We start from the raw sequence: 19,175 nt of genomic DNA on the forward strand, positions 1-19,175 counted from the left end.
TTTGTTCGGCAACTATACATTTATTTTTAAGTACAAATTTGGATTTTCTTTTTAATAAAGAATTTTCAGCTAATAATTCTTATATAATCCTCTTGAATCGAATTTAGTATACATCCATAATCTTTCTCCGAAATATTTGCAAGAGAAATGACTAATTGACCTTCGGAGATCTCAGTTTTTCCAAACTTTGAAATATTATGAATGGAAGTACATTCATAAAGTTTTTCATTTATTTCATCAGAGTGTATTTCATTAAAAGAAAAACAAATTGAATTCATCCCCTTTTCAAGTGTCGAATAATAATTGAATAAAACATTGTTGATCATTAAAGGATGATATGGGCCTGTTTGAAGGGGTATAGTATTCAAGTTTATATGAGTTATGCAGCCGGGATGTTCATACAAAAACAATTTTTTCTGATCCCGGAAGAAGAAATAGGTTGTTTCATTAACACCCCAATATAATCTATAACTGTTGTAAAGCTTATAGTAATCATGTATTAGCGTCCTCTTCAGATCAGAAGCATGAAAACTAATACGATAAGCCGTTTCTTCATTCGAATCATGAATAGGGAAGAGAATAACCTTGCCTTCTTTAATTTCCCGTCCTCCGTTCTTCATAAAGAAACAGAGTGTTTGAGTTGCTTGGCTTTAGTTCTTCATAATTTAAACTTCCTTCTTCTGCATATGGTATTTTATGATAATCACAGAGTTTGTTGTAAGGTAGGTCATTGTTCAAATTGTCGATATAGAGATTAGGAGGGTTAGGCAGAAGTTCAAGAGTCATTTGATTAATGACCGCATAAGGTATTCTTTCCACAAATTTTTAAAGTTTGATAATAAAAAAAAAAGATTTGGGAGCTTAAAGTTAATCAGTTATATGCACCTATTTTTAAAATATTTTATAACCAAAGGTCATTAAGACGAATAGATAAAAATAAAAAACCTCAGTTTTTTCAAACTGAGGTTTTTGCAGAGAGAGAGGGATTCGAACCCCCGGACCTGTTACAGTCAACGGTTTTCAAGACCGCCGCATTCGACCGCTCTGCCATCTCTCTGTGATTTGGACTGCAAAGATAGATAAAATGATATTGTGTCCAAATAATTCAAGTAATTTTTTTAAAATTTTTCCTTAAGAAAATAACTACTTGTTGTTCTTTCAAATTCTTCCGGGGCCACACATGGTTTACCGGTTTCAGAATTCACGAATACTAATGTTGTTTCACCTATATTAAGCAGAACATTTTGTTCATTATATGTTTCGTATTCAAATTTTATTCTGACTCTTGGAATTTCCTTAATAAAAACTTTAATCCTGAGTAAATCATCGTAGAGTGCCGGTTTGATAAACTTTGTTTTATATTCCAGTACAGGCATCATTATGCCGGTTTCTTCTAGTTTTTTGTAGCTTAATCCTAAATGACGCATCATTTCGACACGGGCTACTTCATAGAAAGCAGCATAGTTGCCGTAGTAAACATAGCCCATTTTATCAGTTTCAGCATATCTGACTCTTACCTGAACTTCAAATTCAATCATTATTTAATATTCAGTTTATTTAAAGCTCTTCTATACTTTTCAGCATTCACCTGATGTTGTTCGTATGTTTCTGCGAAATTATGGTGTCCTGTAAGATCGTCACTGGCGCAGAAGTATACATACTTATGATTGGCAGTATTTAGAACAGCATCAATACATTTAGTAGAAGGAAGATTTATGGGTCCTGGAGGAAGTCCTGTATATTTATATGTATTGTAAGGCGAGTCTATAGCAAGGTGACCATCATAAATTCTTTTAATTGTAAAATCACCTACAGCGAATTTAACAGTTGGGTCTGCTTGCAAAGGCATTCCCTGTCTTAGCCGGTTTATATAAACTCCTGAAATGATTGATCTTTCATCTTGTTTGTTAGTTTCTGCCTCTACGATAGATGCCAGAATTGTAATTTCCACTGGAGTAAATCCAAGACTTTTAGCTTGAGCTTTTCTTTCATTGTTCCAGAAACTATCGTATTCTTTTTTCATCCTATCAAAGAGTTCTTTCCCTTTAATATTCCAGTATACTTCATAAGTATTGGGAATAAACATGGTAATGATTGTTGTGGTGTCAAAACCATACTGGGAAACAAATTTAGGGTCACTTAATAATTTCAGAATTTCCTCTTTAGAAAGAGACAATTGGTTATCAAGTTTTTCAGCTAAATCTTGTTTAAGTCTTATTGTATTAAAAACAAGTTTAGCTGGCTCTTGTCTGCCTCGTTTTAACATGCGAACTGCATTTAAATTTGACATATTGGCAGAAATACGATACATCCCCGGCTTTACAGCCTCCTGATAACCTAAAAGCCTGGATATAAATGCGAAAGACAAATAGTCAGTTACTATTTCATTCTTTTTTAAACTATCTGAAACAGTTTGGAAATTAGCACCTTCAGGAATAAACAAGTATGTATCACCTTTTTTAAATTGCAGATTAGGTGTGAAGAAAATCTGGTATGCATAAAATGAAAAGCATACAAATGAAATTGCAAAAACAACTGCAAAGACTTTAATTTTGTACTTTCTATCTTTCATAAGTCTTCAAAAATAATCAATTCATTTGGAAACAGGAAAAGGGTATTAAGAGGTTCTATTTAAAGTGTGAATTTTTAATAAATAAAATAAGGTTTATATTAAAAAGCAGGGATGAAAGCTAAATTAATAAAAATTAACCCAATAAATCCGCAAATGAATAAAATCGCGGAGGTGGTAGAAGTTTTGCAAAAAGGTGGGGTTATTATATATCCAACGGATACTGTATATGGAATTGGATGTGATATACATAATCAAAAGGCGGTAGAGAGAGTTTGTAAAATTAAAAATATCAACCCTCAAAAAATAAATCTTTCTTTTATCTGCTACGATTTAAGTCATATTTCGGAATACACAAAAAATTTACCAACAAACATTTTTAAAATTATGAAGAAGGCTTTACCAGGTCCTTTTACATTTATTTTAAATGCAAGTGGGAAAGTACCTAAAATTCTTCATACTAAAAAAAATACTGTAGGAATAAGAGTTCCTGATAATACAATTCCTCGACTGATTGTTAAGGAATTAGGAAACCCTATTATTACAACTTCAATAAAAGATGAAGATGCAATACTGGAATATTCAACAGACCCTGAATTGATTTATGAGAGATTCAAAGGACTTGTGGATATCGTCGTTGATGGTGGGTTGGGGAATATTGAGGCTTCTACTATTGTAGATTGTACGACTGACGAGCCTGAAATTTTACGTGAAGGTCTAGGAAAGATTGAGGAAGTATTATAACCTGTTTGGTTATAATACTTTTAGCTTTTTAGCCAGACGTTTTTCCAGCGTTTGTGAGACCAAAGCCAATCTGAGGGAGATTCTATTATGGTTTTTTCAAGTGCTTTAGCATATTTTTCAACAAGAGAAAATTTTTCTTCAGGAAAGGGTGGTTCAGCCAAAAGTTCATATTTTGTTTCATAAAATCCTCTCTTTATTCGTTTCATGCTGAGATAAAATACGGGAAAGGATGTATTTCGTGCTATTTTGTCAGCCCCCACGAAAAAAGGCGTGTCTTGATTTAAAAATTTGGTCCAATACTGAATTTCACCTCCCGGAGGTGTTTGATCTGCAACCATCGCAATACCTCTAGTAATGTCTTTTCTCTTGATAATACTTCTTAACGTATCTTTCATTGGAATCAAGTTAGCTCCAAATTTGGACCTCATTTTTAAGAAAAAAAGATCTGAGCTTTTGTTTTTTAAAGGACGGTAGATAGCATCAACACTATATTCTGAAAGCATAGAGGAACTTAAGAGGAGCCATTCCCAGTTACATTGATGCCCTGTGAGAACTATAATAGACTGACCTTTTCTCAGGTATTCAAGAGGAAGCTCAATATTTTTTTGTATGACTTTCTTATTTAGCTGATCTTTTGTTAGAGAAGGAATTAATAGTGTTTCCAGAATGGTATCAGTAAGATTAGAATAAAATTTTCTGGATATTAAGTTCAGCTCATGGACTTCCTTTTGAGGAAAGGAATTTTGAAGATTTTGAAATACAACTTTTCTTCGGTATTTGATTATATGATAGAGTACAAAACTTAAAAAATCAGAGAATAAATAAATCAATGAATTTGGGATAAAATAAAAGACAACTTTTAAAATCGAATACATTGGGGGAGATAATTATTACGAATGGATAAATTTATTAAAATCATTTCTAAAATTGTATTAAATTTTTAGAACATTGATGCAACAAGAATCACAAAGAATAGTATTAGACTTACAGTACCTTCCCTGTATCGAATATTTTTTAAATATATTGAAAGCGAAGGAAGTTGTTTTTGAAAATTCGGAAAATTATCTCAGGCATACTTACAGAAATCGTTGTAAAATATTAACGGCAGATAAGGTTTTGGAATTGTCTGTTCCTGTTAAGCATGAAGGTAAAAAGCTATATACGGAAGTAGAAATCGATTATTCCCAAAAGTGGCTTCAGGTCCATCAAAGGGCGATTGTTTCAGCTTATAGAAATGCTCCTTATTTTGAGTATTACTGGCCGTTTTTTGAGGGTATTTATTCCAAAAATCACAGAACTTTATTTGATATGAATTTTGAATTTCTGACACTTTGTCTGAAATTATTTCAAATTGAAAAGAATATTTCCTTTACAAACAGTTATATAAAAGAATATGAGGACGTTTTTGATATGAGAAATCATATTATCCCTAAAAGAAATCAGGCAGAAGACCCCAAACTTGGCAGAATAACATATCGACAAGTGTTTGGCAGGAATTTTGTAAATAACATGAGCATAATTGATTTATTATTTTGTGAAGGAAATAATGCAATAAATGTTATGAATACGTAAGGGATCCAATTAGGGAAAAGTGAAGATGATCGAACAAAGGGAAAAATCAGTTTGTTCTCTATTTAAGAGAAAGATAGAAATAAAATATATAAAATAGTTGGTTATTTATAGTAAAAATAATTTAGATTTACGCTATTACTAAATAGCTCCTTTATAATATGGAAGCAAAATTTTCAAACCGAGTTAAAGAAGTAATTTCCCTCAGCAGGGAAGAGGCACTTCGTTTAGGCCATGATTATATTGGAGCAGAACATCTTTTGCTTGGAATGATCAGGGAAGGGGAAGGAGTTGCAATCAGCTTGTTAAAAAAACTGGGTGTTTCTCTTGAAGAGTTGAGACTTGCGGTGGAGCAAGCTACAAAAGGTACTGCTACAGGCAATGTCAAAAACCTGGCCAACATTCCCCTAACAAGGCAATCAGAAAAGGTATTAAAAATCACTTATCTGGAGGCCAAAATTTTTAAAAGTGAATTAATAGGGACCGAGCATCTGCTTCTGTCAATATTAAGAGATGAAGACAACATCGCGACTCAGATTCTGGAAAAATTTGAAGTGAGTTATGATGTGATCAAAGAATTATTAGAATATCATCAGCAAAATCCTATGGCATCAGGCGATACAGACGATTCTGACGAAGATAGCTCAAGAATCTTCGGAGGAAGTGGTTCAGGAGCTGGCAAAGAGCCGGCCAAAGGAACCACGGAAAAATCCAGAACCCCCGTTTTGGATAATTTTGGCAGAGACCTTACAAAACTCGCAGAAGAAAATAAACTCGATCCTATAGTGGGTAGAGAGAAAGAAATTGAAAGAGTAGCTCAGGTGTTGAGCCGTAGGAAAAAGAATAACCCTATTCTTATCGGTGAACCTGGTGTGGGAAAAACAGCTATTGCTGAAGGTTTGGCTTTGAGAATTATTCAAAAGAAAGTTTCAAGGGTACTTTTCGGTAAAAGAGTAGTTACTCTGGATCTTGCCTCTTTGGTTGCAGGAACTAAATACAGAGGACAATTTGAAGAGAGAATGAAAGCCGTTATGAACGAGCTCGAAAAATCTCCTGAAGTTATTCTCTTTATCGATGAGATTCACACAATTGTAGGAGCAGGAGGTGCCTCAGGTTCGCTTGATGCTTCTAATATGTTCAAACCAGCTCTTGCTAGGGGAGATATACAATGTATAGGTGCTACTACTTTAGATGAGTATAGACAATACATTGAAAAAGATGGAGCCCTTGCAAGAAGGTTCCAGATTGTAATGGTTGATGCAACTACTCCTGAGGAGACAATAGAGATATTGACTAACATTAAGGATAAGTATGAAGATCACCACCATGTAAATTACTCTGACGAAGCAATTGCTGCGTGCGTAAAATTATCAGATAGATATATCAGCGATAGATTTTTACCAGATAAAGCAATAGATGTTCTTGATGAGGCTGGTGCAAGAGTGCATATTAATAATATTCACGTTCCGGCTGATATCGTGAAGCTGGAAGAGCAGATCGAAAATATCAAGAAGGAAAAAAATAAAGTCGTAAAAAGTCAAAAATACGAGGAAGCTGCCCAACTGCGCGATAAGGAGAAAAAATTTCTTGAGCAGCTTGATGCTGCTAAAGTAAGATGGGAAGAAGAAACTCGTAAAAAAAGATATTCTGTTACTGAAGAAAACGTTGCTGAAGTAATTGCTATGATGACAGGAATTCCTGTAAACAGAGTAGCACAAAATGAAGGTAACAAATTGCTTGGAATGGGTGGCGAGCTTAAAGGTAAAGTTATCGGTCAGGATCAGGCAATTGAAAAGCTTGTAAAAGCAATTCAGAGAACAAGAGTGGGGTTGAAAGATCCTAAAAAACCAATTGGATCATTCATATTCTTAGGTCCTACAGGTGTTGGTAAAACAGAGCTTGCTAAAGTACTTGCAACTTATCTGTTCGACAAAGAAGATTCACTTGTAAGAATAGACATGAGTGAATACATGGAGAAATTCTCCGTAAGTAGACTTGTGGGGGCGCCTCCAGGATACGTTGGATACGAAGAAGGTGGTCAGCTTACAGAAAAAATCAGAAGAAAGCCATACAGCGTAGTTCTTCTTGATGAAATCGAAAAAGCTCACCCTGATGTATTCAACTTGTTACTTCAGGTACTAGATGATGGTATCCTTACAGACGGTTTAGGAAGGAGAGTTGACTTCAGAAATACCATCATTATCATGACATCTAATATTGGTGCAAGAGATCTAAAAGATTTCGGTGCCGGTATCGGTTTCGCAACAAAAGCAAAACAGGATAATATAGATGAATTGATGAGAGGAACGATTCAAAATGCTCTTAGAAAAGCATTCTCTCCTGAGTTTCTGAACAGACTTGATGATGTGATTGTATTCAACTCTCTTGGTAGAGAAGATCTTCATAGAATTATTGATATCACATTGAACAATGTTTTCAAAAGAATCAATACTCTCGGCTACTCAGTAGAATTGACTGAAAAAGCAAAAGATTTTCTAGCTGAAAAAGGTTACGATCCTCAATATGGAGCTCGTCCTTTAAACAGGGCCATTCAGAAGTATCTTGAAGATCCTGTAGCTGAGGAAATACTTAAGGGAGAAGTTCAGGAAGGTGATACTCTTACAGCAGATTATGATGGAAAGAGTGAGACTCTTACCTTCAAGGTAAAAAAGAAAAAAGTTGAGAAAACTGATGAATAAAAAAAGGCCCGTTAAGGGCCTTTTTTATTTAATTAATTACAAAGAATATAAAGATCTGACTTTATTCCTCAAGGATGTGATCCACATATATTCCTGAATTTTTCATGTGGTTAAGCAAAGTTATTTTCCAACCACCTTTAGGTTTAAATTCTTCATAAGATATACCCTGAAAATTTAAACCCGTTTCAATGAATTTGTCACTTGGATAAAAGGCTATCAGGTTTTTTAGTGATGATTGTCCAATAAAATATCCAAGCTCAAGCATAACATTTGAATTGGTCTGAAATTTTCCTGTTGTTCCAATTTCCTGATCTGCGGAAAACAAGAAAATTCCGTATTCACAATCTTTAGCATATTTTACGAATGTTTCAGGAGAATAAGGAACGTCTTCTTCATCAATAACTACAAAATCCATTTTTGTCTTACCAAGAAAGGTACATACCTTATCTTTCATTCTTGATTCCTTCCCAAAACTTACGAAGATCTTTTTGTTCTCTTCTTTTATTTGATAAAGTAAATCAATAATATGTTTTTGGTTTCTTCTAAATGTCAACTTCTCTTCATGACCAAGGCTGTGTGGAAGATCCATCATTATGCCATTGAATTCATCAAGAGATTTTATGTAAATGTTTCTTTTGGGATAAAGAGAATTGTTTAACAGTTCATAGGACTTTTCATACAAATGATAATATTGCTCTTTCCACTCTCCCTTATACCCAAAATCCTGGAATCGTTTTAGTAAAAAATTAACCTCTTTCATCAATACAAATTTAAAGAATAGACTAGAACTATAGCGTAATAACGGCTAAAATGTTATAGTCTTATTTAAAGATTAACTTGCTTAATAACCTCCTTTAAATTTTCTAAAAAACCACTCTAATGTAATAAGGCTGAGTAGCAGGAAGAATACCCACTTTAGATTAATAACTTCAGATAGCTCTTCATTGCTATGTATAATACTTTGGGGAGATGATTTTTTTAATATCTCAGGTAATGATGATAACTTGGTAACAGGAAGAAACAGACCTTTATTTTTTTCCGATATTGTCCTTAATAAATCAAAATCTGAAGTTCCATTTATCAATTCAATATTTAATTCTTTAATTAAAAATTCACCTTCTGATGTTTCTTTTTTACCATTAAGAACTGTACTGGCAACATATTTATAAATTCCCTGGCTTAATCCTTTGATTTCAAATCTGGAATTTTCAGTATTTACATAGGAATAATGTTTCTTTTCATTTTTCTCTGAGACGATTGTCAGATCTATGTTTTGACCATAAATCTTTTCATAAATGTCATTGTATACTTCTGTCTCAAAAAGTACAGGATCGCTGGAGTAAAATTCAGAGTTAATTGGGTATACTTTGAATTTTCTTTTTTCTTCTCTGGAAGATAAAAGTTGTATGAGGTTACCTATAAGTTTGTCAAAAACTTTAGTTGAGCCGGTTTCTTTAAATTCAAGTAATCTCCATTCCCAAAGTCCTTCCCCTGAAAATACTGCCACTTTTTTATCATTAAAATTGGAAAAAAGAAGTAGAGGTTTTACTGTTTGAATATTTCCCAATCTCTGAAATAGGATTACTTCAGCATTATTCATTGGCTTGAACTCTCCAAAAGGAACAGATACGGGCGGATATTTGGATATAACAGAAGCTTCTTCTGCTGTAAGTGAAAACTTGTTGAAATCGGAATTATACAAAGCAGTAACTTGATCTAGTTGCTGCCCCCTTTGGCTAATCTTCAAAGCATTGTTGATCTGATTGAAGTTTGCATAGTTTACTTTGTTGCCCGTGATATACCAAATTGAACTATTGTCTTTACTATATTTATTTAATATTTCAGCTGCAGTATTTTGTAGATCTGGTAGTTGATGGAAAATGATCAGATCGTATTTTTCGTTTTTAAATTCCGTAATTCCTGGAATATATATATTCAGACTATAATTTTCTTTTTGATCAGTGACACTTTTAATCGCTTTAATATCAGGGTGAGGTGAGGAAGCTACTAACAGAATTTTTTCTTTCCCTTCAATAACATCAATGTATGCATGACCTGTATTATTTTTATCTGTAAACTCTCCTTCTTGTGGAACAATCTCAATTTCATAATGCTGAAGTCCTTTTTCGTCCGATGTCAGTCTAAATTCAACTTCTTTTAAATCATAGTTTCTGGAAAATTTTATGACCTTTTTGTCTAGTACTTTTCCTTTGTTTTTTATAGTAACAGTGATGTCCTTCCCTTCGAAACCCTGGTTTTGAATTTCGGCTACTATTGGAAAAGAATTACCCTGATAAGTAAGTTTATTATAAAGTATATTTTTAAGAATTATATCTTTCTTTGCTGTTGTGTCTCCTAGACCAATAGTGTACAAAGGATATCCCAGTTCCTTGTATGCTGGGGATAGTCCTTGATTATAAATACCATCGGAAAACAATACAGCTCCGGCAAGATTTCTATTTTCATAGTTGGATTCAATATTATCCAGCAGATAGTCAAGGTTAGTGGAAGGATTCTTGAAGTTTATATCATCAATGGCCTGTTTACCTGATAGGGTTACTATATCAACAGTATAATCTTCTTGTTGTATGCTTCTTTTAATTTGATCTATCTGATTTTTAAGAGCATCTAACTTTGATGCTCCTGTAGAAATAGTATTAGATTCTGAATCGTCTATTGCAAAGACAAAGATTGGTTTTTCAAAATCATTTTTGATGTATTGAAGCAGCGGTCCTATAAGCAAAAAGCATAGTAGAAAAATCAGAATGAACCTGACAGAGAAAAGTATTTTGTTTAATAGAGGGGACCAAGGCCCTTTTTTGGAATATAGGAGCCAGGAATAAGCACCGGCAACACATAGCGCCGGGATTATAAACCAAAGGGAGTATTCTGTTATGAGTTTAAAGCTTGACATTTTGATTATAAATGAAACAGCCTTTCAAAGAACGTGAAAGGCTGTAATTTTATTTTTATAATTTTGTAAAACTAGGTAAGCATACCACCATCAACCTGCAGTACTTGTCCGCTTATATATTTTGATAAATCGGAACCCAGGAATACAGCACAATCAGCTACTTCTTCAGGTAAACCAGCTCTTTTCATCGGAATTGAATCTTTCCAACCCTGAACTACTTTTTCATCAAGTTCGCCGGTCATTTCAGTTTCAATAAATCCAGGAGCAATGGAATTACAACGAATATTTCTTGAACCTAATTCAAGAGCTACAGATTTAGTAAAACCAATGATTCCCGCCTTTGACGCTGCGTAATTTGCCTGGCCGGCATTGCCTCTGATTCCGACAACTGAAGTTATATTAATGATAGAACCGTATTTTTGTTTCATAAGCTGTTTGGTGGCAGCTTTAGTAAGGTTGAAAACAGATTTCAGGTTGGTATTAATGACATCATCCCAATGCTGTTCAGTCATTCTCATTAAAAGGGTATCACGAGTAATACCTGCATTATTTATCAATACATCCAATGTTCCGAATTCTGCAATGAAGCTGTTGACTAAGTCTTCAGCAGCAACAAAATTAGAAGCATCAGATCTGAATCCTTTAGCTTTTATACCTTTAGATTGTAATTCCGCTTCTAAAGCCTGACCTTTTTCTATACTTGAAAGAAAAGTAAAGCCTACATTAGCTCCTTCCTGAGCATATCTCAAAGCAATCGCTCTGCCTATTCCTTTTGAAGCACCTGTAACTAGTACATTTTTTCCGGATAATAGTCCCATTTAAATTTTACGTTTTGGGCCCAAAAATAACTATATAATCCGAAAAACCTAGAATGAAGGCTCAAATTCAGAGTCATTTAATTGAAATCGTGTCGGATTAATAATATTTACCGCACTAAATTTCCCTGAATTTTTTTATAATCCTAAATAATTTAAATTTGCCCCCTGTAAAACTAAAAGTACTTTATGTCTGCAAAATATGATTTAATTGTGATAGGAAGCGGTCCTGGTGGATATGTTGCTGCTATCAGAGCTTCTCAACTTGGAATGAAAGTAGGAGTGGTGGAAAAAGCAGAGTTGGGCGGTATTTGCCTCAACTGGGGATGTATTCCTACAAAAGCTTTGTTGAAAAGCGCTCAGGTATTTGAGTATGTAAAGCATGCAAAAGAATATGGTATCAATGTCGGTGAAAGTCAGGCGGATTTTTCAGCAGTTGTAAAAAGAAGCCGCGACGTTGCCAGTGGAATGAGTAAAGGTATCCAATTCCTTTTCCGTAAAAATAAGATCGATCATATTTCTGGATTCGGTAAAATACTTCCTGGAAAAAAAGTTGAAGTAACTGATGCAGCAGGTAAAAAAGAAGTTTACAATGCTGACCATGTTATCCTTGCAACTGGTGGCAGATCTAGAGAGTTGCCTAATGTTAAAATTGATAACGAAAAGATTATTGGGTATAGAAAAGCCATGGTTTTGGAGAAAAAACCTGAATCTATGGTTATCATGGGATCAGGAGCAATTGGTGTTGAGTTTGCATATTTCTACAATTCAATGGGTACTAAAGTTACTATTGTAGAGTTTATGCCGAATATTGTTCCTGTAGAAGATGAGGATGTCTCTAAACAGCTTGAAAAAGAATTTAAAAAGGCAGGAATAGCAGTGATGACAAACTCTGCTGTTGAATCTGTAGATACGAGCGGCGCTAAATGCAAAGTAAAAGTTAAAACTGCTTCTGGAGCTGAAACTATTGAAGCTGATATAGTTCTTTCTGCAGTAGGTATTGCTACAAACATTGAGGGTATAGGACTTGAAGAAGTTGGTGTTGCTACTGACAAGGGAAAAGTTATAGTTGATGATTATTATAGAACAAACATCCCGGGAGTTTATGCAATCGGTGATATTGTAAAAGGACAAGCACTTGCACACGTTGCTTCTGCTGAAGGTATTATTTGTGTTGAAAAAATTGCAGGTCAGAACCCTCATCCATTAAACTATAATAATATTCCAGGCTGTACTTATTGCACTCCTGAAATTGCATCTGTAGGTCTTACTGAAAAGCAAGCTAAGGAAAAAGGGTACGAGATTAAAGTTGGTAAATTTCCTTTCACAGCATCAGGAAAAGCAAAGGCTGCAGGAGCAAGCGAAGGATTTATTAAAGTTATTTTCGACGCGAAATATGGTGAGTGGCTTGGAGCTCATTTTATCGGAGCTAATGTAACCGAAATGATTGCTGAAGTTGTTGTTGCAAGAAATCTTGAAACTACTGGACATGAAATCATAAAATCAGTTCACCCACATCCTACTATGTCAGAAGCTATCATGGAAGCTGCAGCAGCTGCATACAATGAAGTTATTCACTTGTAGTTCGATAACTTTTTTTTAAAAAAGAGGCAGTTTTACTGCCTCTTTCATTTTTATCATCTCCCAGCTTTTTTAAATATTTGTAAAGCATTCCGAAGTATTTCAGCACTTTCTTCTGCTGGTTTGGTGCTGATGTTTGCCCAGGCACCCATTTCAGATCCCCCATGGAATTTTACATTAGACGCGTCTTTAAGAACAGGTGAAAATTCGATATGTAAGCTGTAATAATTTTTATTATCGAAATATTCTTTTGACTTATGTGGTGCCTGATGAATGGACATTGTATATGGTAATGGCTTTTTATAAACAGCGTCCAAAGCTCCGGTAACGTCCTTTAAAATCATTGCAAGATCAGTTATTTCTTCATTCGTGAAGTCAGTCAAAAAACTCTTTTGTCTTCTGGAAGAAATGAATACGCCTAACGGATGTTCGGCAAAATATGGGATATAAGCAAGAAAGCTTTTGTTGGATGTGATAATCCTTTTTTGTTCGCTTTCTTCCTGTGCGTTTAATTCTAGTATAAGGTTCTTGTTGGTTTGTAAAAAATATTCCTTGCAAGAATCCAGTTCTGTTTTAAGTTTCAGAGGAATAAATGGATATCCATAAATCTGCCCATGTGGGTGATGTATGGAAGAACCTACCTCCTGACCTCTGTTCTCAAATATATGTATATACTCAATTGAAGCATTCTTACTCAACTCGAGACTGCGATCTCTCCATAACTTTATTAACTTCTCAACGTGTGAATTTTCCAAGTCATATAGGGTCGCAAAATGATCAGGGGAGTAAAGTATTACTTCACATTGACCATAACTTGCTCCGGATTTAAAAAAAGATCCGTTTTCTTGTATGGGAGCTTTAAATTCATTTGACAATACGGGAAACTCATTTGGAAGATAGAGAACGTCATAGGTGTCTTTTATTTTTCCACTTCCTGGACAAAATGGACACTCATCCGGAAATATAGGTCTCTGAATTCGATTAGTGGCGATTAAAGTGTAAGTTTTTAGTAAAGGATTCCACCTTAAATGATTCATGCGGTAAAAATTTAAACAAAATATACTCCAGGTAAATTAATCGGGAACTATAATTTTTAACTGAATATAGATTTAAAAGGTTGCCAGGATATTAATTTTCTTTAAAAAGTAATATTAATGATGATTTAAGTTCTTTTTACTTTAATTTTTTAAAAAATATCAAAATCTCAGAACTTTATAAATACAAATTAATTAACTTTAATAGAACGCATTTTTTATATAATGGAAGGTAAAACAATATTAGTAACTGGCGGAGCCGGATATATCGGTTCTCATACTGTAAGACTCCTTGCAGAAAAAAAATATAAGGTAATTGTCGTAGACAATCTTGTTTATGGTCATGAAGAGGCTATTCTGGATAAAAATGTAAAGTTAGTAAAAGCCAATATCGCAGATGGCAAGGCTATGACAACTATATTTTCCGAAAACAAAATAGATGCAGTACTTCATTTTGCTGCGTATGCTTATGTTGGTGAGTCTGTTAAAGACCCTGCAAAATACTATTTGAATAATATAGCAGCTCCTCTTAGCCTGATAGAAGTGATGAGGACATATAACTGCAATAATTTTATATTTTCTTCTACATGTGCTTCTTATGGAAATCCTGTAAGATTACCTATTGATGAGAATCATCCTCAGGATCCGATAAATCCTTATGGCCAAAGCAAATTAATGCTTGAAAAAATCCTTAAGGATTATGGTACTGCTTATAACCTGAATTACTTTTTTTTAAGATATTTTAATGCTTCAGGTGCATCGAAAGATGGACTCATAGGTGAAGATCATGATCCGGAAACACATTTAATCCCATTGGTGATTGAAGCAGCTAAAGGTACAAGAGGTCCTGTAACTGTATTTGGTACTGATTATGATACTCCCGACGGCACATGTATCAGAGATTATATCCATGTGGAAGATCTTGGGAGGGCTCATATACTTGCTCTTGAGCATTTGTTGAATAATAAAGGATCTGCAATCTGTAATTTAGGGACAGGAAAAGGCTGTTCTGTAAAAGAGGTGATTGAAACAGTGGAGAAAGTTACCGGCTTAAAAGTGCCGGTCATATATGGGCCAAGGAGAGAAGGGGATCCAGCACTTTTGGTTTCAGATCCTTCCGCTGCAAAAAATATTCTCGGATGGGTGGCTGAATACCAGGATCTTTCTGGAATTATTGAAACTGCCTGGAAATGGCATAATGGAGAGAGAAATGGCAGATACGCCCCTAAAAGCAATGAGATAAATGCTATTTAACTTATTAAAATAATTGATTATTAGTGAGATCAGTTTGAATAAAGCTGATCTCTTACTTTTTTATGAGGTTGCTTATTTATAAGAAATACACCGGTTAGAATTAAAATGCTGTAAGCAATTTTTTCTGATGTTAATTCGTCTTTTCCCAGCATTAAAGCAATGAAAGCGGCAAATATAGGCTGTAAATAGATATAACTTCCAGCAACAGAAGGGTTTACTTTTTTTAGTACTCCAACATTGAGAATATAAGAAATGTATGTTGCGAAGATTATTATGAAACCAATAGACAGATATGCAGTGGAATCGAAGTTTTGCCATTTAGTTTCCATAAATGAATTAATACTAAAAGGAAAAACGAGGAAGAAGCCCAGGTTAAACATCCATCTGGAAACTGTGATAAAATGATATTTCGCTAACAGAGGCTTTGCAATAACAAGAAACAGTGCCCAGCTAACTGCATTTAAAAGAACAAGGGTATCACCTATGAAAAGTTCGTTAAACTGATCTTTTCCGGACAGCAGCAAAGCACTCGTCCCTATAGTACCCAATAATAATCCTAAAATTCTAAAAGGGGTAATTCTTTCAAAGCCATTAATAGCAGAGATAACAAGGACAATAATTGGGCTCACTGTCATCATTAAAGAAGCATTGATAGGAGATGTAAGACTCAGGCCTTTATAAAAAAGTAATTGATTGCATGCAACTCCAAAGAGTGCGCAAAGGAATATTCTTTTTCTGTCAGATAGATCTATTTTTTCTTTAACGAAAAAACCTAATGCATTAAAAAGAAGTATAGTAGCGATGATTCTCAATAAAATAATTGCGGAAGGAGCAATATATTCCGGTGTTGCAAATTTTGAGATTGTATAATTAGCTCCTGCTATGAGGGTTGATAATAATAACAGCCCATGAGATTTTAAATCCTGCTTCAAAATTATGTTTCTAAGGTAAACCGGAAGATTTTTTAATTTGTTAAACATAAGAAAATTTTCAAATTTTGATTTCCAAAACTCTGTTAAATCATAGAAAATAAATATACATCCGGACAACCACTGGCCGAAAGACTCAGACCAACAAGCCTAGATGATTTTATAGGTCAGAAACATCTCGTAGGAAAAGGCGCTGTATTAAGAAAAATTATAGAGACAGGATCTATTCCATCTATGATTTTCTGGGGACCGCCCGGGGTGGGTAAGACAACACTGGCTAATATTATTGCAGCACAGTTAAAGACTCCCTTTGTTACACTCAGCGCTATAAGTGGTGGTGTAAAAGATGTAAGAGAAGTAATTGAAAGAGCTAAAGGTACCCGAAAGACTGTCCTCTTCATTGATGAGATTCACAGGTTTAATAAATCTCAGCAAGATGCTTTGTTAAATGCTGTCGAGAAAGGGATAATTACTCTAATCGGAGCTACCACTGAGAATCCTTCATTTGAAGTCAATAGCGCCCTTCTGTCGAGATCACAGGTTTATACTCTTAAAGCATTGGAAGAGGATGAGTTGAAAGGTATGTTGACTCAGGCTATGGAAAAAGATTTTCTTCTGAAACAAAAAAAGATTGAAATAAAGGAATATGCTGCAATGCTCAATCTTTCTGGTGGTGATGGAAGGAAATTGTTGAATTTGTTTGAACTGGTAGTTGACAATTTAAGTGACAAGGAACCGGTTGAAATTACTGATGAAGTTGTCTTAAACATAGCGCAGAGGAAAGTTGCATTATATGATAAACAAGGGGAGATGCATTATGATATTATCTCCGCTTTTATAAAGTCAATAAGAGGAAGTGATCCGAATGCCGCTGTATACTGGCTTGCAAGAATGATAGAAGGTGGAGAGGATGTAAAATTTATAGCAAGAAGATTGGTTATACTTGCTTCGGAAGATATTGGAAATGCCAACCCTACTGCTCTAGTGATGGCTACAACCTGTTTTCAGGCTGTACAGGTTATCGGTTACCCAGAGTCGGATATTATCCTTTCCCAATGTGTTACTTACCTTGCTTCTTCTCCTAAAAGCAATGCGTCATATGTTGCTATCAAAGAGGCTCATGAGCTTGTCAGGCAAACAGGAGATTTGCCTGTGCCGATTCATTTGAGGAATGCCCCAACCAAATTTATGAAAGAGCAAGGATATGGGAAGGACTATAAATATTCACATGATTATGAAAATAACTTTGTAGAACAAGAGTTTCTACCAGATAAAATCAAGGGGCGAAAATTATTTGAACCCGGAAATAATGCCAGAGAAAACGAACTCCGAACGAGGCTGAAAAAGCTATGGAAAACCAAATATGGGTATTAATCTTTAGGTAGCGTATATTCAGTTTTTTAAGGTTAAAATAAATAAGCTTGCACTAAAGAATCTGCAATATTTGTTAATTTACTAAAGAGTAAAACATGTAGGAATATGAAGGTTAGAAGTTTTGACGATCTATTCATAGACCTCTTTCGAGATCTATATAGTGCAGAAACCCAGTTGGCTGAAGCTTTGCCAGAGATTATAGAATGCTGTTCGAATCCAGATTTAAAAAGGGCTTTTGAAAAAAGTTTGACAACAACATTAAAGGATAAGGAAAGACTGGACAGTATTGCAAGAGAAATGGAGGTTGATCCATATGGACAAACTTGTCCGGTGATGGGTGGCTTAATAAGCGAAATAAAAGAATATATAAATGATATAGAAGATGACAGCGTAATGGATGCAGCTCTGATTGTGGGCCTTCAAAAGGCAAGGCATTATGAAATTGCAAGCTATGGCACGGTTGCTGCATTTGCCCATACCTTAGATTACGGCAATGTAGGAAATGTCTTTCATGAAATAAAGGATGAAAAGCAGGAAGATGATGCGGATTTGAGTAATCTTGCGAAAGGTTTGATCAATGAAAAGGCATTATTTCATTATTAATATTATTACTGACCATGAAAAGGTTGAAACTAAAAAGATATGATTTCAACCTTTTCAGGATTATTTTACTTTTTTGCAGTAAATTGTGTTTACATAAATCCGAATTTCAATATTAAGTAAGGAGCGTGAAAAACGTATAGTTTAAATTTAATTCGTGAGAAATTTTTTATACTTTTTTTTATTGTTGATCTTAATTGCTTGCCATTCAGTAAGTGCACAGCCATATAATTACAGATGTAAATACCCTTCTTTTGTTCTTGGGGGAGTAGGAAGCTATGCAAATGGAGATATTAAATCCTCACTGACTACCATAAGACCAGGTTTGTCACTTGGTTTTAACAAAAGAATTTATCCAAGACTATCATATGAATTTGACTTTCTATGGTTTAGAATTTTAGGAGACGATTATCTGGCTTCAGATAAAAAACTGGAATCTGATAATTACCTTAGAAATCTTCATTTTAGAAATGATATAAAAGAGTTATCATTTACTTTAAGATATGATTTGTTGCCTAATACAGATCATTATCGCAAACGTCCTATTTACAATGCTTATGTTTTATTGGGAGGTGGTGTTTTTTACCATAATCCAATGGCAAAAAACGACGCAGGTTCTTGGATAAACCTACGAAAGCTACAAACCGAAGGTAAGTCATATTCAAATATACAATTTTCTGTACCTGCAGGTTTTGGATTTCGATATAAGCTAGCAATTCAATGGGATCTTGAGTTGGAATTTACATATCGTTATACTTCTACCGATTACCTGGATGATGTAAGCGGAAGATATATCAATCCTGATCTTTTAAAAAGTGATCAGTCCAGACAAATGTCAAACCGTTCAGCATCAGTTGCTGGATCTTACAACGGAGAGAAGAGAGATCTGGATTTTATACATAATACCCTCGAAGAACAATTTTTTAATCAAGGCTCCGGATATTCTTATTCAACATCCAAAGCACCTGGAAGCAAAAGAGGAAGTAAAGATGGCCCAGATAGTTATGCTTTGGTTTCTTTGAGGTTAATTTACATTATTCCCGGTAAGATATATTGCCCAAAATTTAGATAGTAAGCCTAAAAAGTAGCCTGG

18 protein-coding genes and 1 tRNA gene are annotated in these 19,175 nt (G+C 34.5%); 8 read left to right on the plus strand and 11 right to left on the minus strand.

Going from position 1 to position 19,175, the window contains the following annotated elements; translation table 11 throughout:
• Positions 1-65: 65 nt before the first annotated feature.
• The 5 genes from K350_RS0122495 to mltG form a co-directional block, all read right to left on the minus strand.
• Positions 66-620 carry a hypothetical protein gene (locus K350_RS0122495; protein ID WP_028981834.1) on the minus strand — a complete coding sequence of 185 codons (555 nt, stop codon included), beginning with the start codon at positions 618-620 and terminating at the stop codon, positions 66-68.
• Positions 595-819 (minus strand): hypothetical protein, encoded by a 225-nt coding sequence (locus K350_RS0122500; protein WP_028981835.1) that lies wholly within the window; start codon positions 817-819, stop codon positions 595-597. The genes K350_RS0122495 and K350_RS0122500 overlap by 26 nt, the downstream gene beginning before the upstream one ends.
• Positions 820-972: 153 nt before the next feature.
• A tRNA-Ser gene (locus K350_RS0122505) sits at positions 973-1,057 on the minus strand.
• 61 nt (positions 1,058-1,118) lie between these two features.
• The gene (locus K350_RS0122510; RefSeq protein ID WP_028981836.1) at positions 1,119-1,538 is read right to left on the minus strand and encodes an acyl-CoA thioesterase; all 420 of its coding nucleotides are present in this window, start codon (positions 1,536-1,538) and stop codon (positions 1,119-1,121) included.
• Positions 1,538-2,572 carry an endolytic transglycosylase MltG gene (mltG, locus tag K350_RS0122515; RefSeq protein ID WP_037576634.1) on the minus strand — a complete coding sequence of 345 codons (1,035 nt, stop codon included), beginning with the start codon at positions 2,570-2,572 and terminating at the stop codon, positions 1,538-1,540. Before mltG ends, K350_RS0122510 begins: the two co-directional genes overlap by 1 nt.
• Before the next feature lie 111 nt (positions 2,573-2,683).
• Between mltG and K350_RS0122520 the strand changes: the two genes are divergently transcribed.
• The gene (locus tag K350_RS0122520; protein ID WP_028981838.1) at positions 2,684-3,313 is read left to right on the plus strand and encodes an L-threonylcarbamoyladenylate synthase; all 630 of its coding nucleotides are present in this window, start codon (positions 2,684-2,686) and stop codon (positions 3,311-3,313) included.
• Between the two features lie 20 nt (positions 3,314-3,333).
• On the opposite strand, the gene K350_RS0122525 is transcribed toward K350_RS0122520, so the two are convergent.
• Complete coding sequence (locus K350_RS0122525) at positions 3,334-4,188, minus strand: lysophospholipid acyltransferase family protein (RefSeq protein ID WP_037576638.1); 855 nt, start codon at positions 4,186-4,188, stop codon at positions 3,334-3,336.
• Positions 4,189-4,264: 76 nt separating this feature from the next.
• Between K350_RS0122525 and K350_RS0122530 the strand changes: the two genes are divergently transcribed.
• Together K350_RS0122530 and K350_RS0122535 are read left to right on the plus strand one after the other, a co-directional pair.
• Positions 4,265-4,885, plus strand: a complete 621-nt coding sequence (locus tag K350_RS0122530) for a WbqC family protein (protein WP_037576640.1) — start codon at positions 4,265-4,267, stop codon at positions 4,883-4,885.
• Between the two features lie 158 nt (positions 4,886-5,043).
• Positions 5,044-7,581, plus strand: coding sequence for an ATP-dependent Clp protease ATP-binding subunit (locus K350_RS0122535; RefSeq protein WP_028981841.1), 2,538 nt, complete (start codon positions 5,044-5,046; stop codon positions 7,579-7,581).
• A gap of 61 nt (positions 7,582-7,642) precedes the next feature.
• On the opposite strand, the gene K350_RS0122540 is transcribed toward K350_RS0122535, so the two are convergent.
• The 3 genes from K350_RS0122540 to fabG all read right to left on the minus strand — a co-directional run bounded on the left by K350_RS0122540 (position 7,643) and on the right by fabG (position 11,313).
• Positions 7,643-8,341: a TIR domain-containing protein gene (locus K350_RS0122540; protein WP_028981842.1), complete on the minus strand. Its 699-nt coding sequence runs from the start codon at positions 8,339-8,341 to the stop codon at positions 7,643-7,645.
• Positions 8,342-8,422: 81 nt separating this feature from the next.
• Positions 8,423-10,324 (minus strand): vWA domain-containing protein, encoded by a 1,902-nt coding sequence (locus K350_RS0122545; RefSeq protein ID WP_156027154.1) that lies wholly within the window; start codon positions 10,322-10,324, stop codon positions 8,423-8,425.
• Positions 10,325-10,566: 242 nt separating this feature from the next.
• Positions 10,567-11,313 (minus strand): 3-oxoacyl-[acyl-carrier-protein] reductase, encoded by a 747-nt coding sequence (gene fabG, locus K350_RS0122550; protein WP_028981844.1) that lies wholly within the window; start codon positions 11,311-11,313, stop codon positions 10,567-10,569.
• Between the two features lie 186 nt (positions 11,314-11,499).
• On the opposite strand from fabG, the gene lpdA reads away from it, so the two are divergent.
• Positions 11,500-12,894 (plus strand): dihydrolipoyl dehydrogenase, encoded by a 1,395-nt coding sequence (lpdA, locus tag K350_RS0122555; protein WP_028981845.1) that lies wholly within the window; start codon positions 11,500-11,502, stop codon positions 12,892-12,894.
• A 53-nt stretch (positions 12,895-12,947) separates the two neighbouring features.
• Here lpdA and galT read toward each other — a convergent pair whose 3' ends face one another.
• Positions 12,948-13,928, minus strand: coding sequence for a galactose-1-phosphate uridylyltransferase (gene galT / locus K350_RS0122560; protein ID WP_028981846.1), 981 nt, complete (start codon positions 13,926-13,928; stop codon positions 12,948-12,950).
• A gap of 222 nt (positions 13,929-14,150) precedes the next feature.
• Between galT and galE the strand changes: the two genes are divergently transcribed.
• Positions 14,151-15,179, plus strand: a complete 1,029-nt coding sequence (gene galE / locus K350_RS0122565) for a UDP-glucose 4-epimerase GalE (protein WP_028981847.1) — start codon at positions 14,151-14,153, stop codon at positions 15,177-15,179.
• 29 nt (positions 15,180-15,208) lie between these two features.
• On the opposite strand, the gene K350_RS0122570 is transcribed toward galE, so the two are convergent.
• A complete protein-coding gene (locus K350_RS0122570; RefSeq protein ID WP_156027156.1) occupies positions 15,209-16,159 on the minus strand; it encodes a DMT family transporter in 951 nt (316 codons plus the stop codon).
• Between the two features lie 42 nt (positions 16,160-16,201).
• On the opposite strand from K350_RS0122570, the gene K350_RS0122575 reads away from it, so the two are divergent.
• The 3 genes from K350_RS0122575 to K350_RS29980 all read left to right on the plus strand — a co-directional run bounded on the left by K350_RS0122575 (position 16,202) and on the right by K350_RS29980 (position 19,154).
• A complete protein-coding gene (locus K350_RS0122575; RefSeq protein WP_037576643.1) occupies positions 16,202-17,482 on the plus strand; it encodes a replication-associated recombination protein A in 1,281 nt (426 codons plus the stop codon).
• A gap of 105 nt (positions 17,483-17,587) precedes the next feature.
• Positions 17,588-18,085 (plus strand): YciE/YciF ferroxidase family protein, encoded by a 498-nt coding sequence (locus K350_RS0122580; protein ID WP_028981850.1) that lies wholly within the window; start codon positions 17,588-17,590, stop codon positions 18,083-18,085.
• Positions 18,086-18,239: 154 nt separating this feature from the next.
• A complete protein-coding gene (locus K350_RS29980; RefSeq protein ID WP_081671108.1) occupies positions 18,240-19,154 on the plus strand; it encodes a DUF6089 family protein in 915 nt (304 codons plus the stop codon).
• The last annotated feature ends 21 nt before the right edge of the window (positions 19,155-19,175 follow it).

It is taken from the genome of Sporocytophaga myxococcoides DSM 11118, from assembly GCF_000426725.1.
Classification (GTDB): Bacteria; Bacteroidota; Bacteroidia; order Cytophagales; family Cytophagaceae; genus Sporocytophaga; species Sporocytophaga myxococcoides.

Coding starts and splice junctions, on each gene's coding strand:
- K350_RS0122495 (WP_028981834.1), bottom strand. CDS start 620: ATGAAGAACGGAGGACGGGAAATTAAAGAAGGCAAGGTTATTCTCTTC.
- K350_RS0122510 (WP_028981836.1), bottom strand. CDS start 1,538: ATGATTGAATTTGAAGTTCAGGTAAGAGTCAGATATGCTGAAACTGAT.
- mltG (WP_037576634.1), bottom strand. CDS start 2,572: ATGAAAGATAGAAAGTACAAAATTAAAGTCTTTGCAGTTGTTTTTGCA.
- K350_RS0122520 (WP_028981838.1), top strand. CDS start 2,684: ATGAAAGCTAAATTAATAAAAATTAACCCAATAAATCCGCAAATGAAT.
- K350_RS0122525 (WP_037576638.1), bottom strand. CDS start 4,188: ATGTATTCGATTTTAAAAGTTGTCTTTTATTTTATCCCAAATTCATTG.
- K350_RS0122530 (WP_037576640.1), top strand. CDS start 4,265: ATGCAACAAGAATCACAAAGAATAGTATTAGACTTACAGTACCTTCCC.
- K350_RS0122535 (WP_028981841.1), top strand. CDS start 5,044: ATGGAAGCAAAATTTTCAAACCGAGTTAAAGAAGTAATTTCCCTCAGC.
- K350_RS0122540 (WP_028981842.1), bottom strand. CDS start 8,341: ATGAAAGAGGTTAATTTTTTACTAAAACGATTCCAGGATTTTGGGTAT.
- fabG (WP_028981844.1), bottom strand. CDS start 11,313: ATGGGACTATTATCCGGAAAAAATGTACTAGTTACAGGTGCTTCAAAA.
- lpdA (WP_028981845.1), top strand. CDS start 11,500: ATGTCTGCAAAATATGATTTAATTGTGATAGGAAGCGGTCCTGGTGGA.
- galT (WP_028981846.1), bottom strand. CDS start 13,928: ATGAATCATTTAAGGTGGAATCCTTTACTAAAAACTTACACTTTAATC.
- galE (WP_028981847.1), top strand. CDS start 14,151: ATGGAAGGTAAAACAATATTAGTAACTGGCGGAGCCGGATATATCGGT.
- K350_RS0122570 (WP_156027156.1), bottom strand. CDS start 16,159: ATGTTTAACAAATTAAAAAATCTTCCGGTTTACCTTAGAAACATAATT.
- K350_RS0122580 (WP_028981850.1), top strand. CDS start 17,588: ATGAAGGTTAGAAGTTTTGACGATCTATTCATAGACCTCTTTCGAGAT.